This window comes from Pseudescherichia sp. (genome assembly GCF_031998825.1).
GTDB lineage: Bacteria > Pseudomonadota > Gammaproteobacteria > Enterobacterales > Enterobacteriaceae > Pseudescherichia.
This window is the reverse complement of the sequence record NZ_DAMACX010000003.1, coordinates 84907-102991: the sequence shown is the minus strand read 5'-3', so window position 1 is coordinate 102991 and position 18085 is coordinate 84907. Positions and strand designations below refer to the sequence as shown.

15 protein-coding genes and 1 tRNA gene are annotated in these 18085 nt (G+C 56.0%); 11 read left to right on the top strand and 5 right to left on the bottom strand.

Annotated features, from left to right (window positions below; genetic code table 11):
• The first annotated feature begins 130 nt into the window (after positions 1-130).
• Genes RTP97_RS02395 through yejF form a run of 4 tightly spaced genes read left to right on the top strand, consistent with a single transcriptional unit; the run spans position 131 to position 5668 of the window.
• Positions 131-1939 carry an extracellular solute-binding protein gene (locus RTP97_RS02395; protein WP_312410521.1) on the top strand — a complete coding sequence of 603 codons (1809 nt, stop codon included), beginning with the start codon at positions 131-133 and terminating at the stop codon, positions 1937-1939.
• A gap of 15 nt (positions 1940-1954) precedes the next feature.
• A complete protein-coding gene (locus RTP97_RS02390) occupies positions 1955-3049 on the top strand; it encodes a microcin C ABC transporter permease YejB (protein ID WP_312410518.1) in 1095 nt (364 codons plus the stop codon).
• Positions 3049-4074, top strand: a complete 1026-nt coding sequence (locus tag RTP97_RS02385) for a microcin C ABC transporter permease (RefSeq protein ID WP_312410515.1) — start codon at positions 3049-3051, stop codon at positions 4072-4074. The genes RTP97_RS02390 and RTP97_RS02385 overlap by 1 nt, the downstream gene beginning before the upstream one ends.
• A 1-nt stretch (position 4075) precedes the next feature.
• Positions 4076-5668, top strand: coding sequence for a microcin C ABC transporter ATP-binding protein YejF (gene yejF, locus RTP97_RS02380; RefSeq protein ID WP_312410514.1), 1593 nt, complete (start codon positions 4076-4078; stop codon positions 5666-5668).
• Here yejF and RTP97_RS02375 read toward each other — a convergent pair.
• The 3 genes from RTP97_RS02375 to rsuA all read right to left on the bottom strand — a co-directional run bounded on the left by RTP97_RS02375 (position 5665) and on the right by rsuA (position 8254).
• Positions 5665-6009 carry a YejG family protein gene (locus RTP97_RS02375; protein WP_312212237.1) on the bottom strand — a complete coding sequence of 115 codons (345 nt, stop codon included), beginning with the start codon at positions 6007-6009 and terminating at the stop codon, positions 5665-5667. The genes yejF and RTP97_RS02375 overlap by 4 nt on opposite strands.
• A gap of 330 nt (positions 6010-6339) precedes the next feature.
• Entirely contained in the window at positions 6340-7530 is a 1191-nt protein-coding gene (locus RTP97_RS02370; RefSeq protein ID WP_312410512.1) for a Bcr/CflA family multidrug efflux MFS transporter, read from the bottom strand.
• Positions 7531-7546: 16 nt separating this feature from the next.
• Complete coding sequence (gene rsuA, locus RTP97_RS02365) at positions 7547-8254, bottom strand: 16S rRNA pseudouridine(516) synthase RsuA (RefSeq protein ID WP_312410509.1); 708 nt, start codon at positions 8252-8254, stop codon at positions 7547-7549.
• 153 nt (positions 8255-8407) lie between these two features.
• Between rsuA and RTP97_RS02360 the strand changes: the two genes are divergently transcribed.
• Positions 8408-10168: a DEAD/DEAH box helicase gene (locus tag RTP97_RS02360; RefSeq protein ID WP_312410507.1), complete on the top strand. Its 1761-nt coding sequence runs from the start codon at positions 8408-8410 to the stop codon at positions 10166-10168.
• 122 nt (positions 10169-10290) lie between these two features.
• Complete coding sequence (gene rplY, locus RTP97_RS02355; protein ID WP_042389657.1) at positions 10291-10575, top strand: 50S ribosomal protein L25; 285 nt, start codon at positions 10291-10293, stop codon at positions 10573-10575.
• Between the two features lie 45 nt (positions 10576-10620).
• On the opposite strand, the gene yejK is transcribed toward rplY, so the two are convergent.
• A complete protein-coding gene (gene yejK / locus RTP97_RS02350) occupies positions 10621-11628 on the bottom strand; it encodes a nucleoid-associated protein YejK (RefSeq protein ID WP_312410504.1) in 1008 nt (335 codons plus the stop codon).
• A gap of 146 nt (positions 11629-11774) precedes the next feature.
• Between yejK and RTP97_RS02345 the strand changes: the two genes are divergently transcribed.
• The 5 genes from RTP97_RS02345 (at position 11775) to RTP97_RS02325 (ending at position 16288) form a co-directional block, all read left to right on the top strand.
• The gene (locus tag RTP97_RS02345) at positions 11775-12002 is read left to right on the top strand and encodes a YejL family protein (protein WP_103819463.1); all 228 of its coding nucleotides are present in this window, start codon (positions 11775-11777) and stop codon (positions 12000-12002) included.
• Positions 12003-12020: 18 nt separating this feature from the next.
• On the top strand, positions 12021-13778 hold the full coding sequence (gene yejM / locus RTP97_RS02340) for an LPS biosynthesis-modulating metalloenzyme YejM (RefSeq protein ID WP_312410500.1): 1758 nt from the start codon (positions 12021-12023) through the stop codon (positions 13776-13778).
• A gap of 75 nt (positions 13779-13853) precedes the next feature.
• Positions 13854-13930 (top strand) — tRNA-Pro (locus RTP97_RS02335).
• A gap of 180 nt (positions 13931-14110) precedes the next feature.
• Complete coding sequence (locus RTP97_RS02330; protein ID WP_312410499.1) at positions 14111-15175, top strand: hypothetical protein; 1065 nt, start codon at positions 14111-14113, stop codon at positions 15173-15175.
• A 30-nt stretch (positions 15176-15205) separates the two neighbouring features.
• Positions 15206-16288, top strand: coding sequence for a hypothetical protein (locus RTP97_RS02325; protein ID WP_312410498.1), 1083 nt, complete (start codon positions 15206-15208; stop codon positions 16286-16288).
• A gap of 62 nt (positions 16289-16350) precedes the next feature.
• Here the strand turns inward: RTP97_RS02325 and mqo are convergent, their stop codons facing one another.
• Positions 16351-18003 carry a malate dehydrogenase (quinone) gene (mqo, locus tag RTP97_RS02320; protein ID WP_312410496.1) on the bottom strand — a complete coding sequence of 551 codons (1653 nt, stop codon included), beginning with the start codon at positions 18001-18003 and terminating at the stop codon, positions 16351-16353.
• Positions 18004-18085: the final 82 nt, after the last annotated feature.

The window sequence follows — 18085 nt, the reverse complement described above, 5'->3', positions numbered from 1 at the left end:
CAGCGCTTTTTTTTGCTTTGTTACCAGGCAAATTTTACCCCGTGCAATAGCGCGTGAATCATATTCACAATATCCCCAAGGTCACTTATCATTCACTGACCTCCAGCGCCCGGTAAAAGGATACTGCCTGATGACGTTTGCGCGCCTCTCTGCTCTGCTGCTTGCCCTGATCTGTTTTACCTGTCAGGCGCAGGCTATTAAAGAGAACTATGCCTTTGCCGTCATTGGCGAACCGAAATACGCTATCAACTTTACCCATTTTGACTATGTTAATCCGGCGGCCCCCAAAGGCGGTAGCGTCACCCTGTCGGTAATCGGCACCTTTGATAACTTCAACCGCTTTGCCCTGCGCGGCAATGCCGGGGTGCGCACGGAGTCGCTCTATGACTCGCTTTTTACCACCTCTGACGACGAGCCGGGCAGCTACTATCCGCTGATCGCCGAGGTAGCGCGCTATGCCGATGACTACTCCTGGATGGAGATCTCTCTCAACCCGCAGGCCACCTTTCATGACGGGTCGCCGATTACCGCCCGCGACGTCGCCTTCACCTTTCACAAATTTATGACCGAAGGGGTGCCGCAGTTTCGTCTGATCTATAAAGGCACAACGATGGAAGCCATTGCGCCGCTTACGGTGCGCATCCGGCTTGCGAAGCCGGGCAAAGAGGATCTGCTCAGCCTGCTTACCCTGCCGGTGATGCCGGAGAAGTTCTGGAAAGATCACAAGCTCAGCGATCCTCTCGCTACCCCGCCGCTGGGCAGCGGACCGTACCGCATCAGCAAGTGGCGAATGGGCCAGTATATTGTCTATAGCCGGGTGAAAGATTACTGGGGGGCAAACCTGCCGGTTAACCACGGCCGCTGGAATTTCGACAGCGTTCGCTACGACTACTATCTCGATGATAACGTGGCCTTTGAAGCCTTCAAGGCGGGTGCGTTTGATATGCGTACCGAGGGCGATGCCAAAAACTGGGCCACCCGCTACAGCGGTAAAAACTTCAGCAATCACCAAATTGTTAAACGGGAGCTGAAAAACGAATCCGCCCAGGATACGCGCTGGCTGGCGTTTAATAACCAGCGTCCCCTGTTTAGCGACCGCCGCGTGCGCGAGGCGCTCACCCTCGCCTTTGATTTTGAGTGGATGAACAAAGCGCTGTTCTATAAAGCCTATAGCCGCACCAACAGCTATTTCCAGAATACCGAGTACGCCGCACGCGGCTATCCGGATGCGGCCGAGCTTACTCTGCTTGCGCCAATGAAGGCCGATCTGCCGCCGGAGGTGTTCAACGCTATCTACCAGCCGCCGGTGTCAAAGGGTGACGGCTTCGATCGCCCTAACCTGCTGAAGGCCAGCAGGCTGCTGGACGATGCGGGCTGGGTGCTGAAAAATAAGCAGCGGGTGAATGCCAAAACCGGCAAACCCTTTAGCTTTGAACTGCTGCTTCCCTCAGGGGCAAATAACCTGTGGGTGATGCCTTTTCAGCATAACCTTGAGCGGCTGGGTATCACCATGAACGTGCGCCAGGTAGATAACTCCCAGCTCACCAACCGCCTGCGCAGCCGTGACTTTGATATGATGCCGCGCACCGTGCGCGCCATGCCATGGCCCGGCACCGACCTGCAGATCTCCTGGGGATCGCAATACCTTGATTCTACCTATAATACGCCAGGCGTTAGCAGCCCGGTGATTGACGCCCTGCTGACGCAGATTGTCGCCAACCAGGGAGATAAAGAGAAGCTTCTGCCGCTAGGGCGCGCGCTGGACCGCGTTCTGACCTGGAACTACTACATGCTGCCGATGTGGTATATGGCCGCGGATCGCCTCGCGTACTGGGACAAATTCTCCATGCCCGAGGTACGTCCAATCTACTCCCTCGGGTTTGATACCTGGTGGTACGACGTCAATAAAGCAGCAAAACTGCCTGCCGACAGGCGCTAAGGAGCATACGAGACGATGGGTGCCTATCTGATCCGCCGCCTGCTGCTGGTGATCCCTACCCTGTGGGCGATCATTACCATTAACTTTTTTATCGTTCAGATCGCCCCCGGCGGACCGGTGGACCAGGCGATTGCCGCCATTGAGTTCGGCAGCCAGGGCGGCGTGCCGGGCGGCGGCGGAGAAGGCATGGGTGCCACCCACGCCCGCACCGGCGTCGGCAACGTTGGCGAAGGCCAGTATCGCGGCGCGCGCGGTCTGGATCCAGAGGTGATCGCCGAGATCACCAAACGCTACGGCTTTGATAAGCCGCTGTACGAGCGCTACTTCACCATGCTGTGGAACTACGTACGCTTTGATTTTGGCGACAGCCTGTTTCGCAGCGCCTCGGTGCTGCAGCTGATTAAAGACAGCATGCCGGTCTCTATTACCCTTGGGCTGTGGGGCACGCTGATTATCTATCTGGTGTCGATCCCATTAGGGATCCGTAAAGCGGTCTACAACGGCAGCCGCTTCGATATCTGGAGCAGCGCGTTTATTATCATTGGCTACGCCATTCCCGCGTTTCTGTTCGCCATCTTGCTGATTGTGCTGTTTGCGGGCGGCAGCTACTACGATCTCTTCCCGCTGCGCGGGCTGGTGTCGGCCAACTTTGACGCCCTGCCCTGGTATCAAAAAATTACCGACTACCTGTGGCATATTACCCTGCCGGTGCTGGCGACGGTGATCGGCGGCTTCGCGGCGCTGACCATGCTAACCAAAAATTCGTTTCTCGATGAGATCCGCAAGCAGTATGTGGTCACCGCCCGGGCAAAAGGGGTGAGCGAGCGGGCTATTCTGCATAACCACGTCTTCCGTAACGCTATGCTGCTGGTGATCGCCGGTTTTCCTGCCACCTTTATCAGCATGTTTTTTACCGGCTCGCTGCTGATCGAGGTGATGTTCTCCCTCAACGGCCTCGGCCTGCTGGGCTATGAGGCGACCGTGTCGCGGGACTATCCGGTGATGTTTGGTACGCTCTATATTTTCACGCTGATTGGCCTGCTGCTGAATATCCTGAGCGATATCAGCTACACGCTGGTCGATCCGCGTATCGATTTTGAGGGTCGCTGATGCGCCGATTAAGCCACGTCAACCAGGCCCGCTGGGCGCGCTTTCGCCATAACCGCCGCGGCTACTGGTCGCTGTGGATCTTCGCGGTAATTTTTCTTCTGAGCCTCGCCTCAGAGCTGATCGCCAACGATAAGCCCCTGCTGGTGCACTATCAGGATCGCTGGTATGTGCCGGTGTTTAAGGATTACAGCGAGACCGAGTTTGGCGGCGCGTTTGCCACCCCGGCGGATTATCAGGATCCGTGGCTGCAACAGCAGCTCACCGCCCACGGCTGGGCGCTGTGGGCCCCGGTGCGTTTTGGTGCCACCAGCATTAACTTTGCCACCGATACCCCCTTCCCCTCGCCGCCGTCAGTGCAGAACTGGTTCGGAACCGATGCCAACGGCAGCGACGTACTGGCGCGCATCCTCTACGGCACACGCATCTCGGTGCTGTTTGGCCTGATGCTGACCCTCTGCTCCAGCGTGATTGGCGTGCTGGCCGGGGCGTTGCAAGGCTACTACGGGGGCAGGATCGACCTCTGGGGCCAGCGCTTTATTGAGGTCTGGTCGGGGATGCCAACCCTGTTTCTGATCATCCTGCTCTCCAGCGTGATCCAGCCAAACTTCTGGTGGCTGCTGGCGATCACGGTGATCTTCGGCTGGATGAGCCTGGTCGGCGTGGTGCGGGCAGAGTTCCTGCGTACCCGCAACTTCGACTATATCCGCGCGGCGCAGGCGCTGGGGGTAAGCGATCGCGGTATTATCCTCCGCCATATGCTGCCCAATGCGATGGTCGCCACCCTCACCTTCCTGCCCTTTATCCTCTGCGGCTCTATCACTACCCTGACCTCGCTCGACTTTCTCGGCTTCGGTCTGCCGCTGGGTTCCCCCTCGCTGGGGGAGCTGCTGTTACAGGGTAAAAATAACTTGCAGGCACCGTGGCTGGGTATTGCTGCCTTCCTGTCGGTGGCGGTGCTGCTCTCGCTGCTGATCTTCATTGGCGAAGCCGTGCGCGACGCGTTCGATCCCAACAAGGCGCTCTGATATGACTCCCCTGCTCACCATTGATTCGCTCTCGATAGCCTTCCGTCACCAGAACCAGCTGCGCACCGTGGTCAGCGATCTGTCATTGCAGGTCGAGGCCGGTGAGACCCTGGCGCTGGTAGGCGAGTCCGGCTCTGGCAAAAGCGTCAGCGCCCTGTCGATTCTGCGCCTGCTTCCCTCTCCGCCGGTGATCTATCCCAGCGGAGATATTCGCTTTCACGGTGAATCGCTGCTCCATGCCAGCGAGCAGACCCTGCGCGGCGTGCGCGGCAACCGGATCGCCATGATTTTCCAGGAGCCGATGGTATCGCTTAACCCGCTGCACACCCTGGAGAAGCAGCTCTATGAGGTGCTCTCCCTGCATCGCGGCATGCGGCGCGAGGCGGCGCGTGCTGAGATCCTGACCTGTCTCGATCGGGTAGGCATTCGTAACGCCCGGGCACGGCTGGGGGATTTCCCGCATCAGCTCTCCGGCGGCGAGCGCCAGCGGGTGATGATTGCCATGGCGCTGCTTACCCGCCCGGAGCTGCTTATCGCCGATGAACCTACCACCGCCCTCGACGTCGCGGTGCAGGCACAGATTTTACAGCTGCTGCGCGAGCTGCGTGACGAGCTGAATATGGGCCTGCTGTTTATTACCCATAACCTGAATATAGTGCGCAGGCTGGCGGACAGCGTGGCGGTGATGCACAACGGCCGCTGCGTGGAGCAGAGCCGGGCGGCAACCCTGTTTAGCGCGCCGCAGCACCCTTACACCCAGCGCCTGCTGGCAAGCGATCCGGCGGGCGACCCGGTTCCGCTGCCGACTGACGCGCCGACGCTGCTTGAAGTGGATCGCCTCGGCGTTGCCTTTCCACTGCGCAAGGGCGTATTTAAGCGCGTCGTCGGCTATAAACCGGTGGTCAACGATCTGAGCTTTACCCTAAGGGCGGGAGAAACCCTGGGCCTGGTGGGCGAGTCCGGCTCGGGCAAGAGCACCACCGGGCTGGCGCTGCTGCGTTTGATCGCCTCGCAGGGAACGATTAGCTTTGACGGCCAGCCGCTGCATCAGCGGGGGCGTAAACAGATGCTGCCGGTGCGTCATCGGATGCAGGTGGTTTTTCAGGATCCCAACTCCTCCCTTAATCCGCGCCTCGACGTGCAGCAGATTATTGAGGAGGGGCTGCGCGTTCATCAGCCAGCGCTGACTCCACAGGCACGCGAGGAGCGGGTTATCACGGTGATGCAGGAGGTGGGCCTCGATCCTGAAACCCGCCACCGCTACCCGGCAGAGTTCTCCGGCGGTCAGCGCCAGCGGATCGCCATCGCCCGGGCGTTGATTTTACAGCCCGAGCTGATCGTACTGGATGAGCCAACCTCGTCGCTGGATCGCACCGTGCAGGCGCAAATCCTGAGCCTGTTAAAGTCGTTGCAGGAGAAGCACCGGCTGGCCTATCTGTTTATCAGCCACGATCTGCAGGTGGTGCGGGCGCTATGTCACCAGGTGATTATCCTGCGACAGGGCGAAGTGGTTGAGCAGGGAGAGTGCCAGCGCGTATTTGCCGATCCGCAACACGACTATACGCGCCAGCTGCTGGCGCTCAGCCAGGGTTAGAAAGGATTATTGCTGGCGAACGGCTCAGCAATGGCCACGCCGAAGTTTTTCAGGCGACAGGTAGCAGCAAACTCATCCTGGCGATTAACAAACAGGCACGGCTCGCCTTCACACTCGAGGACGGAGCAGTCAACTTCGATATCGCTCAGCGCCTGGCTAAGCTTGTGCATCACCGGCCAGGCGTTATCGCCGTCCGGACTTAGCAGCTTTAACGCCACCAGGCAGTTATCACCGCTCTGGCCGTTCGATGGGATCGGTTCGACTTGCGAGCCGGCAGATCCTGCCAGCCAGCGGTAACTTTGGGGTAACCGATGCACAATAGAGAGATTTAAGCTATTCATGTTCTTCCCCGAAGCAATCACTTCACAATTCATTTACATCTATATTAACACATCATTGACATTTCATCCTGTCACGACGTGGTAACCGCTTACATCCTTGAATTTACAAGGTTAGCAGCCTCATTATTAGGGTGATCGGATGATGTCCCGCCTCACCTTTTGGGGGTATATGTACCCGTTTCTGCGATCTAACTCAACCTTTTTAACTACAACAGTGTGACATTTACACAAATGGATTTTACATAAAAGAAACAAATGATAGCAATCTAACAATAAATTGGGATGATATGTGTCAAAGAAAGGGGCAGTTTTGCCCCCTTGGGGAGTGCGCTAGCCGCGTTTAGGACGGCTGGCGTAGAGATAGAAGAGAATCGAGCTGGTTGCGCAGAAGGCAATAGACCAGATCATCGGCCAGGCGCTGGTAAAGGTTGCCAGGGAGAGCAGCGCGCCAACAATGGCACCGATACCAAAGCGGAACGTCCCCGCCAGCGACGAGGCGGTACCTGCCATATGGGGAAACTCATCGAGAATAACCGCCATGGCGTTAGAAGCCACCAGCGAAACGCAGCCGACAAAGGCGGCGACGCCCACTACCAGCGCCCAAAAGCCGACGTCAAACGCGGCGCTTAATACCATCCACAGCGCCATTACGAACTGGATCCACAGCCCGGCGCGGAACATCCTCAACGCCCCTACCCGTCGTACGAATCGACCATTGATAATGGTCATCACAAACAGAAAGACGATGTTCAGCGCGAAGTAGTAGCCAAAGTTCTGCGGCAGAACGTGGTTAAGCTCAATATAGACAAAGGGTCCGGCGCTCAGGAACGAGAACATGCCCGCAAAGCTGAAACCGCTTGCAAGCATATAGCTCAGCACCCGCTTGTGGCGAAACAGCGTCGCGAAGTTGCCGAGGGTGGTACGAATGTGAAACGGCTGACGCCGCTCGACCGGAAGCGTCTCGCTGATAAAGAAAAAGATCATCAGCGAGGCCAGCAGCGCGGCGATGGCCAGGATCCAGAAGATAGCATGCCAGCTTAGCCAGACCAGCACCGCGCCGCCAATCATCGGAGCCAGCAGCGGCGCAACGGTGGTGACCAGCATGACAAACGACATCATCCGCGAGAACTCCTCTTTCGGATAGATATCGCGCATCAGGGCATTGATCACCACGCTTGCCGCCGCCGCCGCCAGGCCGTGGAAAAAGCGCAGGGTGATAAGCTGATCGATACTCTGCGCCAGCGCGCAGGCCCCCGCCGCTGCGGCGAAGATCAGCGTACCACCGAGGATCACCGGCTTGCGGCCAATGCTGTCCGCCATCGGACCGTAGAGCAGCTGCCCCAGCGCAAAGCCAAGAATATAGGTACTCAGGGTCATCTGGGCGCTGCCGGCAGGGACGGCAAACTGCTGGGCAATCACCGGCAGCGCGGGCAGATACATATCGATCGAGAGCGGCATCAGCATGGCCAGCAGGCCAAGAATAAAGACAATGCGCAGGGAAGAGTGCTGCCTGGTGGTCACTACGGGCTCCTGGGATTTAGCGGGACGTTAAGCTAACGCTGGCGATCTCTTCTTCGGTCAACGGACGATACTCGCCCGGGGCCAGGTCGGCGTCGAGAACAATTGCGCCGATGCGCTCGCGATGCAGCCCAACAACATGGTTACCCACGGCAGCAAACATGCGTTTAACCTGGTGATAGCGCCCCTCGCTGATGGTCAGACGCACCTCGGTGGGGGTTATCACCTCCAGCACGGCGGGCCTGGTCAGGTCGGGTTCGTTATGCAGCTGTACGCCTTTGGCGAACTGCGCGGCAGTATCGTCGCTAACCGGGGACTCCAACGTCACCAGGTAGGTCTTCTCGCAGTGGTGGCGCGGAGAGGTGATGCGGTGCGACCACTGGCCGTCGTCGGTCATCAGCACCAGCCCGGTGGTGTCGATATCCAGCCGTCCGGCGGCGTGCAGCTTGTGGGCCACCGGCTCGTCAAGGAAGTAGAGCACCGTCGGGTGATCGGGATCGTCTGTGGAGCAGACGTAGCCCTGCGGCTTATGCAGCATAAAGTAGCGCGGGCCGGTCTGCTGCACCAGCATATTGCCGTCGTACTCTACCTCGTGTTCGGGCAGGAGTTTGAACGCGGCGTTTTTAACAATCTCGCCATCCACGGTAACGCGGCTGCCGCGGATTTCACGCCCGGCAATAGCCCGGCTGACGCCGAGTTGCTGAGCGATAAACTTATCAAGTCGCATGAAGTCTTATTAGCCTGTAAAGAGTGCCGGAGTCGGACAAAAGCCCGAAAAAAATGAAGCAATTGAGAATCTCTCAGTATAACGGTGTCTCAGCCGCGCTCAAGCGAAAATATCGTGGCATAATATGAGCAGACTAATGAACGCCGAGAGACAATGACCTTTACGCTACGCCCCTATCAACGTGACGCGGTAAACGCCACCCTCACCCACTTTCGCCATCGCCATGAACCGGCGGTAATCGTCCTGCCTACCGGCGCAGGTAAAAGCCTGGTGATTGCCGAGCTTGCCCGCGTGGCGCGCGGTCGCGTGCTGGTACTCGCCCATGTCAAAGAGCTGGTGGCGCAGAACCATGCAAAATATCTGGCGCTGGGGCTGGAGGCGGATATCTACGCCGCCGGACTGAAGCGCAAAGAGAGCCACGGCAAGGTGGTGTTTGGCAGCGTGCAGTCGGTCGCCCGCAACCTGGACCACTTCCAGGGCGAGTTCTCCCTGCTGATCGTCGACGAGTGCCACCGCATCAGCGATGACGACGAGAGCCAGTATCAGCAGATCCTCACCCACCTCTCACGGGTCAACCCTCGCCTGCGCCTGCTGGGGCTTACCGCTACGCCGTTTCGCCTCGGCAAAGGGTGGATCTACCAGTTTCACTACCACGGCATGGTGCGCGGCAACGACAAGGCGCTGTTTCGCGACTGCATCTACGAGCTGCCGCTGCGCTATATGATCAAGCACGGCTACCTGACGCCTCCCGAGCGGCTGGATATGCCTATTGTGCAGTATGACTTCAGCCGCTTGCAGGCCCAGAGCAGCGGTCTGTTCAGCGAGGCGGATCTCAACCGCGAGCTGAAGAAGCAGCAGCGTATTACTCCGCACATCGTCAGCCAGATCGTGGAATTTGCTGCCGAGCGCCAGGGGGTAATGATCTTTGCCGCCACCGTGGAGCATGCCCGGGAGATCACCGGCCTGCTGCCCGCTGGTGAAGCGGCGCTGATCACCGGTGAGACCCCCGGCCCCGAACGCGATGCGCTGATCGAAGACTTCAAATGTAAGCGTTTTCGCTATCTGGTGAACGTCTCGGTGCTGACCACCGGCTTCGATGCGCCGCATGTCGACCTGATCGCCATTCTGCGCCCGACGGAGTCCGTCAGTCTCTATCAGCAGATCGTGGGCCGTGGCCTGCGTCTTGCGCCAGGTAAAACCGACTGTCTGATCCTTGACTACGCCGGTAACCCGCACGATCTCTATGCGCCTGAAGTTGGGGAGCCGAAAGGGAAAAGCGATAACGTACCGGTGCAGGTCTTCTGCCCCGACTGCGGCTTTGCTAACACCTTCTGGGGCAAGATGACCGCCGACGGCACCTTAATTGAGCACTTTGGCCGCCGCTGCCAGGGCTTCTTTGAGGATGATGAAGGCCATCGGGAGCAGTGCAGCTACCGCTTCCGCTTTAAAAACTGTCCCCAATGCAATGCCGAGAACGACATTGCCGCCCGCCGCTGCCGGGAGTGCAACACGGTGCTGGTGGATCCGGACGATATGCTAAAGGCGGCGCTGAAGCTGAAGGATGCCCTGGTACTGCGCTGTAGCGGCATGGATCTGCAGCACGGCGCGGACGATAAGGGCGAGTGGCTAAAGATTACCTATTACGACGAGGACGGGGCCGACGTCAGCGAGCGCTTCCGCCTGCACACCCCTGCCCAGCGCACCGCCTTTGAGCAGCTCTTTATCCGCCCGCACACCCGCACGCCAGGCGTGCCGCTGCGCTGGATTGTGGCCGCCGATATCGTGGCCCAGCAGCCCCTGCTGCGCCACCCTGATTTTGTCGTAGCGCGCCTGAAGGGTCAGTACTGGCAGGTACGGGAGAAAGTGTTTGATTACGAAGGTCGCTTCCGCCGGGCAAACGAATTGCGTGGTTAGCGTACTTTTCGTTGAAGAAAAGGCAATTCGGGGCTACTATATCGCCCGCTTTACATCCGTAAAGCCAGAAATCTGCCTGCTGCTGGGTCGCCTGTAGCAGGAATTATTGAAGAGAAATTGATATGTTCACTATCGAAGCACAAGCACGTAAAGAGCAGGGTAAGGGTGCGAGCCGCCGCCTGCGTACCGCTAACAAGTTCCCGGCGATCGTTTACGGTGGCACTGAAGCCCCGATCGCTATCGAACTGGACCACGACAAAGTCATGAACATGCAGGCCAAAGAAGGTTTTTACGGCGAAGTTCTGACTCTGGTTGTTGACGGTACCGAAGTAAAAGTTAAAGTTCAGGCTGTACAGCGTCACCCGTACAAACCTAAACTGTCTCACATCGACTTCGTTCGCGCTTAATCGCTGACGTGTTGAAAAAAAACCCCGCTTCGGCGGGGTTTTTTATTATTGCTTGCCTGACGTTCTGCGCTGCAGCTGATCGCGCAGGTTAGGCGGCGTGCCCTTGATGGTCAGGGTATCGGTGGCCGGATCCCAGAAGATGCGCTCGCCGAGCAACATCGCATCAAAGTTGATGGTTAAGCCCCCGCCGCTGCCGGCGTACTTGGTCAGCTGGCGCAGGGTGCTGCGATCCGCCGGGAAGCTCTCTTCCAGCTCGTAGCCTTTATCGGCAGTGAACTCCTGGAAGCTCACCTCGCTGACGCCTCCCAGCTCTTGGGACAGCGACGCCAGCTCGATCTCCTCCCCAGCCTGCAGCTGCTCGTTGCAGTAGCTGTAAACCTGCTGACGCACATTCTGGCGCTCGGCTTTATCGAGCTGCGCCTCGGCGGTAAAGTCATCCACCGCCTGCAGCAGGCCGCGGTTCTGCGCCTTGGCGTTCAGCCCCTCACTGGCACCGAGGAAATCCATAAAGAAGTCGGCGACCTTGCGCCCTACCCTGCCCTTCAGGAAGGTCAGGTAGCGGGTCGACTCCGGATTGGTCTCCCACTCGGTGAGATCGATCCGCGCCACGATATCGGCATGGTTAATGTCGAGATAGTGGGTGGAGCTGATATCAAGCTGTTCGTTGACGCGCATGCTGCTGAGGTTGTTCAGCACCGCCACCAGCAGGTACTCTACCGCCAGGTAACGGTAGTGGCAGAACAGCACGATGCCGCCGTCGGCAAAGGGGTATTTCGCCAGCTCGTCGCGCAGGCGTCCGGTTGCCGCCCGGCTGAAGGCGAGGAAATCTTCGTTACCCTGGCGCTGCAGGCGCAGCGCGTCTGCCAGCTCACTCTCTTCGCTAAACAGACCGTAGGCTTTATTTTTTGCACTGTAGATCCGGTGCAGCTCGGCCATCATCTCAACAACGGTGGCCGTCGGCTCCAGTAATGAATCGCGCAGCACCAGCTCAAGGGTTTGCTCATCACGCTTGATAAGCTGGTGCAGGGCAATCTGGTTGATATCCAGACTCATGATAAACTCTCCTGTTAGACCGGCGGTATTCAACCACCGCAGAGGTAACAGCGCAACCAGAGATCAAACCAGAGATAAAAAAGCAGAAAAAAAGCTGTTGCTACGGTAATATGTTGCCCTTTCATAAAGAGACTGATTCTGATTTTATGCCACAGATTTCCCGTTATAGTGATGAACATGTTGAACAGCTGCTGAGCGAGCTGGCGAACGTGCTCGAAAAACACAAGGTTCCGACCGATCTCTCCCTGATGGTGCTGGGAAACATGGTCACCAACCTGATCAACACCAGCGTTGCCCCGGCACAGCGGCAGGCTATTGCGAAATCCTTCGCCCAGGCGTTGCAGTCCTCCGTGACTGACGATAAAGCGCACTAAGGACTACGACGGCATTTTATGGTGACTCATCGTCAACGCTACCGAGAAAAAGTCTCCCAGATGGTTAGCTGGGGGCACTGGTTTGCCCTGTTCAACATTCTGTTGGCCATGGTTCTTGGCAGCCGTTACCTGTTTGTCGCCGACTGGCCGACCACGCTTGGCGGCAGGATCTACTCCTGGCTGAGCGTCATCGGCCACTTCAGCTTTGTGGTATTTGCCACCTATCTGCTGATTCTCTTTCCGCTGACCTTTGTGGTGATGTCGCAGCGGCTGATGCGGGCGATCTCTGCCGTGCTGGCCACCATCGGCATGACGCTGCTGCTGATCGATAGCGAAGTCTTTACCCGTTTCCACCTGCACCTTAACCCTATCGTCTGGGAGCTGGTGATCAACCCGGACCAGAACGAGATGGCCCGCGACTGGCAGCTGATGTTTATCAGCGTGCCGGTGATCCTGCTGGTGGAGTTGCTGTTTGCGAACTGGAGCTGGCAGAAGCTGCGCAGCCTGACGCGCCGCCGCCGCTACGCCAAGCCGGTGGCTGCCCTCTTCTTTACCGCCTTTATCGCCTCGCATCTGACCTATATCTGGGCCGATGCCAACTTCTATCGGCCGATCACCATGCAGCGTGCCAACCTGCCGCTCTCCTACCCGATGACCGCGCGCCGGTTCCTGGAGAAGCATGGCCTGCTGGATGCGCAGGAGTATCAGCGTCGGCTGGTTGAACAGGGGAACCCAGAGGCGGTTTCGGTGCAGTATCCGCTGAGCGATCTGCGCTATCGCGATATGGGGCCGGGCCAGAATGTGCTGCTGATCACTGTCGATGCGTTAAACTACTCGCGCTACGAGAAAGAGATGCCGTCGCTGGCAGGCTTTGCCGCAGAGAACATCACCTTTACGCAGCACATGAGCGCCGGTAACGATACCGATAACGGCCTGTTCGGCCTGTTCTATGGTATCTCGCCCTCCTACATGGACGGCGTGCTGTCGGCGCGTATTCCGGCGGCGCTGGTCACCGCGCTTAACCAACAGGGCTACCAGCTGGGCCTCTTCTCTTCCGACGGCTTCAGCAGTTCGCTCTACCGCCAGGCGCTGCTCTCTGATTTCTCTCTGCCTGCGGCGAAGTCGCAGTCCGATAAGCAGACCGCCGACCAGTGGATCAACTGGCTGGATCGCTACGCTCAGGAAGATAACCGCTGGTTCTCGTGGGTGGCGCTTAACGGCACGTCGCTGGACGCCGACCGCCAGGACTTCGAACGCCGCTACGCGCGGGCCGCCGGTAACGTCGATGGGCAGATCGAACGCGTGCTGACCGCCCTGCGCGAGTCGGGCAAACTGGATAAGACGGTGGTCATCATCACCGCAGGCCACGGCGTCTCCGCTGAGAACAGTGAAATGGATGAAGGCTGGTCACGAGGCGATCTGCATGTGCCGCTGGTTGTCCACTGGCCGGGCACGCCTGCCCAGCGCATCAGCAAGCTGACCGACCATAAAGATGTGATGACCACCCTGATGCAGCGCCTGCTTCACGTCAGCACCCCGGCCAATGAGTACTCTCAGGGTCAGGATCTGTTTAACGCCACGCGCCGCCATAGCTGGGTTACCGCTGCCAACAGCGATACTCTGGCGGTGACGACGCCAGAGATGACGCTGGTGCTGAAGCACAACGGCACCTATCAGACCTACAACCTGAAGGGTGAAAAGATCCGCGACCAGAAGCCGCAGCTCAGCCTGCTGCTGCAGGTGCTGACGGATGAAAAACGCTTTATCGCTAACTGATTGATTAATTATAAATCAGTCAGCCTATAGCCCCTTGCAATCGGCGGTGAAAAGGGTACTATTAGCGCCACAGATCGGCACGTAGCGCAGCCTGGTAGCGCACCGTCATGGGGTGTCGGGGGTCGGAGGTTCAAATCCTCTCGTGCCGACCAAAAAATCCCAGAAGAACCAGCCTCTTACGGCTGGTTTTTTTATGCCTGTAATCACCGCATAAGTCCCCCGCAGCGCCGCCTATTAATAGTGCATTTTCTAATCGCCTTCTATCCCTCATGCTGAAGTTGAGAAATTGCTGTTACCCCTATCGAGTGCTTACTATTGTGAGGTAATAAACTATGTCATGGGATAATGTCTACTCAGTTTATGCTATTAAGATTTGGACAGAATACTCTGACTCCACGCAGGGACATCTGTTTGTCAACGATAATCATCAACTGAAATTATATGTTGGGATCGATTTTACACTAAATGCAGGTACGACAGAGGGTCCTACCGACGATGAAGTACGCAGCGCAATAACACTCGTTAATAATATAGATGGCGGGCCACTGAAATATCTCACCATTGTAGATATGAACAGTTATACCGCAGTCTATGACCCCTATCATAATCAAGCCGTTGACCAGGACGATACGAGCAATGTAGATGATGGCGTCTATGATAATGTGATTACTTATTATGTTTCCAGCCCATCCTCAGTTAATGCTGAAGCCTATTCTGAAAGCATTGCCCTGACACTGGAATACCATGGTACAAGCAGTGATGGCACCGCAAAAGATATCTTTGCAGATACCTCAGCAGTAGCAGAAAAAGGCGCGTTTGCAACATACGTCTCTGTAGCGTGCTACCCGGCGAAACTCTATGGTAATAAAGGGGAAAATCGCACATGTATTACTAGTAATTTTAGGTATACACCTGATAAAAGTGAGTACCTAGAAGGCCCTTGGGATATAGATTCGTATGAATGCAGAATTTTCTGGTTCTATATAGATGATCCGTATTTCAAAATATTTTATTTTGATGGTTGTAATGATCCTGACCCAAATATTAGCCATGACCCTTATTATATATATAAAGACTATGAGTCCGCACAATGGGATGCTATTAGTAATGCATTTTTCCCCAATATAAAATGCGGCGCAATGGACTATACTGTCAGAATTAATGTTCGGCCCGACCTGGATCAGAATCATTCTAAGATTGCTGTGTATGACATTATCATTAATCAGCTGGAAAATCAGCTTACATTTGTCACTGCATGGTTTGAAGTAAAAGCATTAGATTATGCTACAGATGTAAGCAAGCAAATCAACCTCAGCATTTACGACCAGTTTGGTAATAGTGCCTATGTCGTTGCTTTTTCCAACGCTGATGATGCTCTTGTTAAAAGCGTAAGCTGAATATTAATTCGATATTTAAAAGGTGATATTATGTCATGGGATAATGTAACATCAGTTGCCTCTGCAAAGATCTGGACTGATAATCCGGATACCACTCAGGCTTACCTGTTTGCCAACGGCAACCATCAGGTTAAACTCACCGTCAGGTTAATTTTTAACGTTGTTGATGCAAATCAGCCAGGCCCTACGCAAGATGAGTGTAAAGCAGCTCTCAGCCTCGTCGATTATCAAACCGGTGCCGACCTGTCTTTTCTTAAGGTTGGGGATAAAGGTGAATATACCTATGTTTATCAGGAAAACAGGCCTGCAGAGGTTAAACCTCTTCCTGACGCGGATGAGGAAACGGTCACTCTGCCTCATAGCGGCAGTTATGAATTTGACCTGTATGTTTCAAGCGACAGCACAATAAATGCCAACTATGCATCTGAAAGTGTTGCGATGTTTATCTCTTTTATAGACGCCAGCGGCACTGAAATAACATATAACTCGACAGCCAATGGTAAACCAAGCTATGTTTCGGTGAAGGTTTATCCGCCAAAAAAATATGGTATGTCTGGGTCTAATATGGTGCCGATAATTCTTAACACCATTGATGATAATGCAACCTTTAGCGAAATAAGTCATAATGGAGTGGTAACTCACCGCTATGACCCGAGCGCTATGATTTATGGATTGAAAATTAACGATGGTTATTTCAGGCTCAAAAATTACCAAGCGCCAAATGTAGTTGTATCGCCTTATGCATTTATGCAACATATAATAGTGGATGATGACAACGAACCTGGCTATTACTACACAGTTGCCCATTGCTTTATGCCCAATCAGAATAAATTGGGTGGGGTTGCTCTCGAATATAATTGCGATGTGGCTTTTGTCACTAAAAATAATTATTTTCTAATCGAATACGCGGTTAAAGTACATCAGCAGCCCAGTCAACTAATATTCATCCGATTTTATTGTCGAATAATGTACACTGACTCTAATAATGATGGCCCTATGGCCAATAGTAGCAACCCTGTGAAGCTGGTCGTTTTTGACCAATTTGGTAACTCAGCAGATATTGAAATAGGTAACGACGGTGATGGGTATTTGAAAATTACGAGCGTAGTTTGAAATTTTTCATCGCTTTTATAATGAAGCTGCACTTGGCCCTATGGCCAGTGCAGCTTCATCTCTCAAGCCAAATCCGCCGCAATTTCAACCTGTAACTGCTTCTGCGGTTGCGCCTTCAGCACAGGAACCACGTCGCCCCTCTGCGGCTGCTCATACGTCAGGCCTAATACTTCGCTGGTCTGCTGCAATACGCGCTGGGTCGCTTCGACGTTGCCGTTCAGCTGCGTGCCGAAGCTCGGGATAATCTCCTTCAGCTTCGCCTGCCATGCGGATGAGGCAAACTGGTCTTTAAAGACCCTCTTCATCAGCTCCAGCATGATCGGTGCTGCGGTTGAAGCGCCTGGCGATGCGCCAAGCAGTGCGGCAATAGTGCCCTGCCGATCGCTGACCACCTCAGTACCGAGACGCAGTACCCCACCCAGCAGCGGATCGCGCTTGATAATCTGCACCCGCTGGCCCGCCTGCCACAGACGCCACTCCTCTTTTTTCGCCTGCGGATAGTACTCTCGCAGTGCAGCAAAGCGCGCATCGTCGTTCTGGAGCACCTGCCCTACCAGATATTTTACCAGGCTAAAGTTGGTCAGGCCCACCTTCACCATCGGCATCAGGTTAGATGGTGTAGTTGAACGCGGCAGATCCCACAGGGAACCGTTTTTGAGGAACTTGGTGGAGAAGGTGGCGAACGGTCCGAACAGCAGTACCCGCTTGCCGTTAAGGATGCGGGTATCGATATGCGGAACCGACATCGGCGGCGCGCCGACCGATGCCTGGCCATAGACCTTCGCCAGGTGGCGGTTGACCACCTCCGGATTGTCCGACACCAGGAACTGGCCGCCCACCGGGAACCCGGCAAAATCCCGCGCCTCAGGAATGCCCGACTCCTGTAACAGCTTCAGCGCCGCACCGCCTGCCCCGATAAAGACAAATTTCGCCACGATGGTGCGCGTAGTGCGGGGATGATTGACGTCGGCAACGGTCACCGCCCAGCGGCCGTCGGCGTTGCGCTTAATCCCACGCACCTCGGTGCTCAGATTAAGGGAGAAGCTGTCGCTTTTCTGCAGGGAGGCCACCAGCTGGCGGGCGATTTCGCCGAAGTTGACGTCCGTCCCCAGCTCGGTACGGGTGGCGGCAATCTTCTGCTTCGCATCGCGTCCCTCCATCACCAGCGGTGCCCAGCGCTTGATCTGTGCGTGGTCTTCACTGTAGCGAATACCGCTGAAGAGGTTGCTCTGCTGGAGCGCGGCGTAGCGCGCGCGCAGGAAGTTGACGTTCTCTTCGCCCCACACAAAGCTCATGTGCGGCACGGTGTTAATAAAGGAGCGGGGATTGTTCAGCACGCCCGCTTTCACCTGATGCGCCCAGAACTGGCGGGAGAGGTGAAACGCCTCGTTGATCTCAACGGCTTTCTCAATACTGACGCTGCCGTCGGCCTTTTGCGGCGTGTAGTTCAGTTCCATTAATGCAGCGTGCCCGGTGCCAGCGTTGTTCCAGCCCTCGGAGCTCTCCTTTGCGACTTCATCCAGGCGTTCAATCATGGTCATCGACCACGTTGGTTCCAGCGCCTGTAGATAGGTTCCCAGCGTAGCGCTCATAATGCCGCCACCCAGGAGGAGTACATCAGTTTCTCGCTTCTTCGCCGCAGTGGCTTTCCCTGTCCGTGAGGCAGCGCGACTACCCGTAGCCACAGAAGAGAGCACGGCACGCATTTTTTTCATAATGTTAATGCCCTACAATTAGTACTGCTTTATTGGAATTTATTGGAGTGAAATTACCCGTTCAACTAACCTACCACCATCG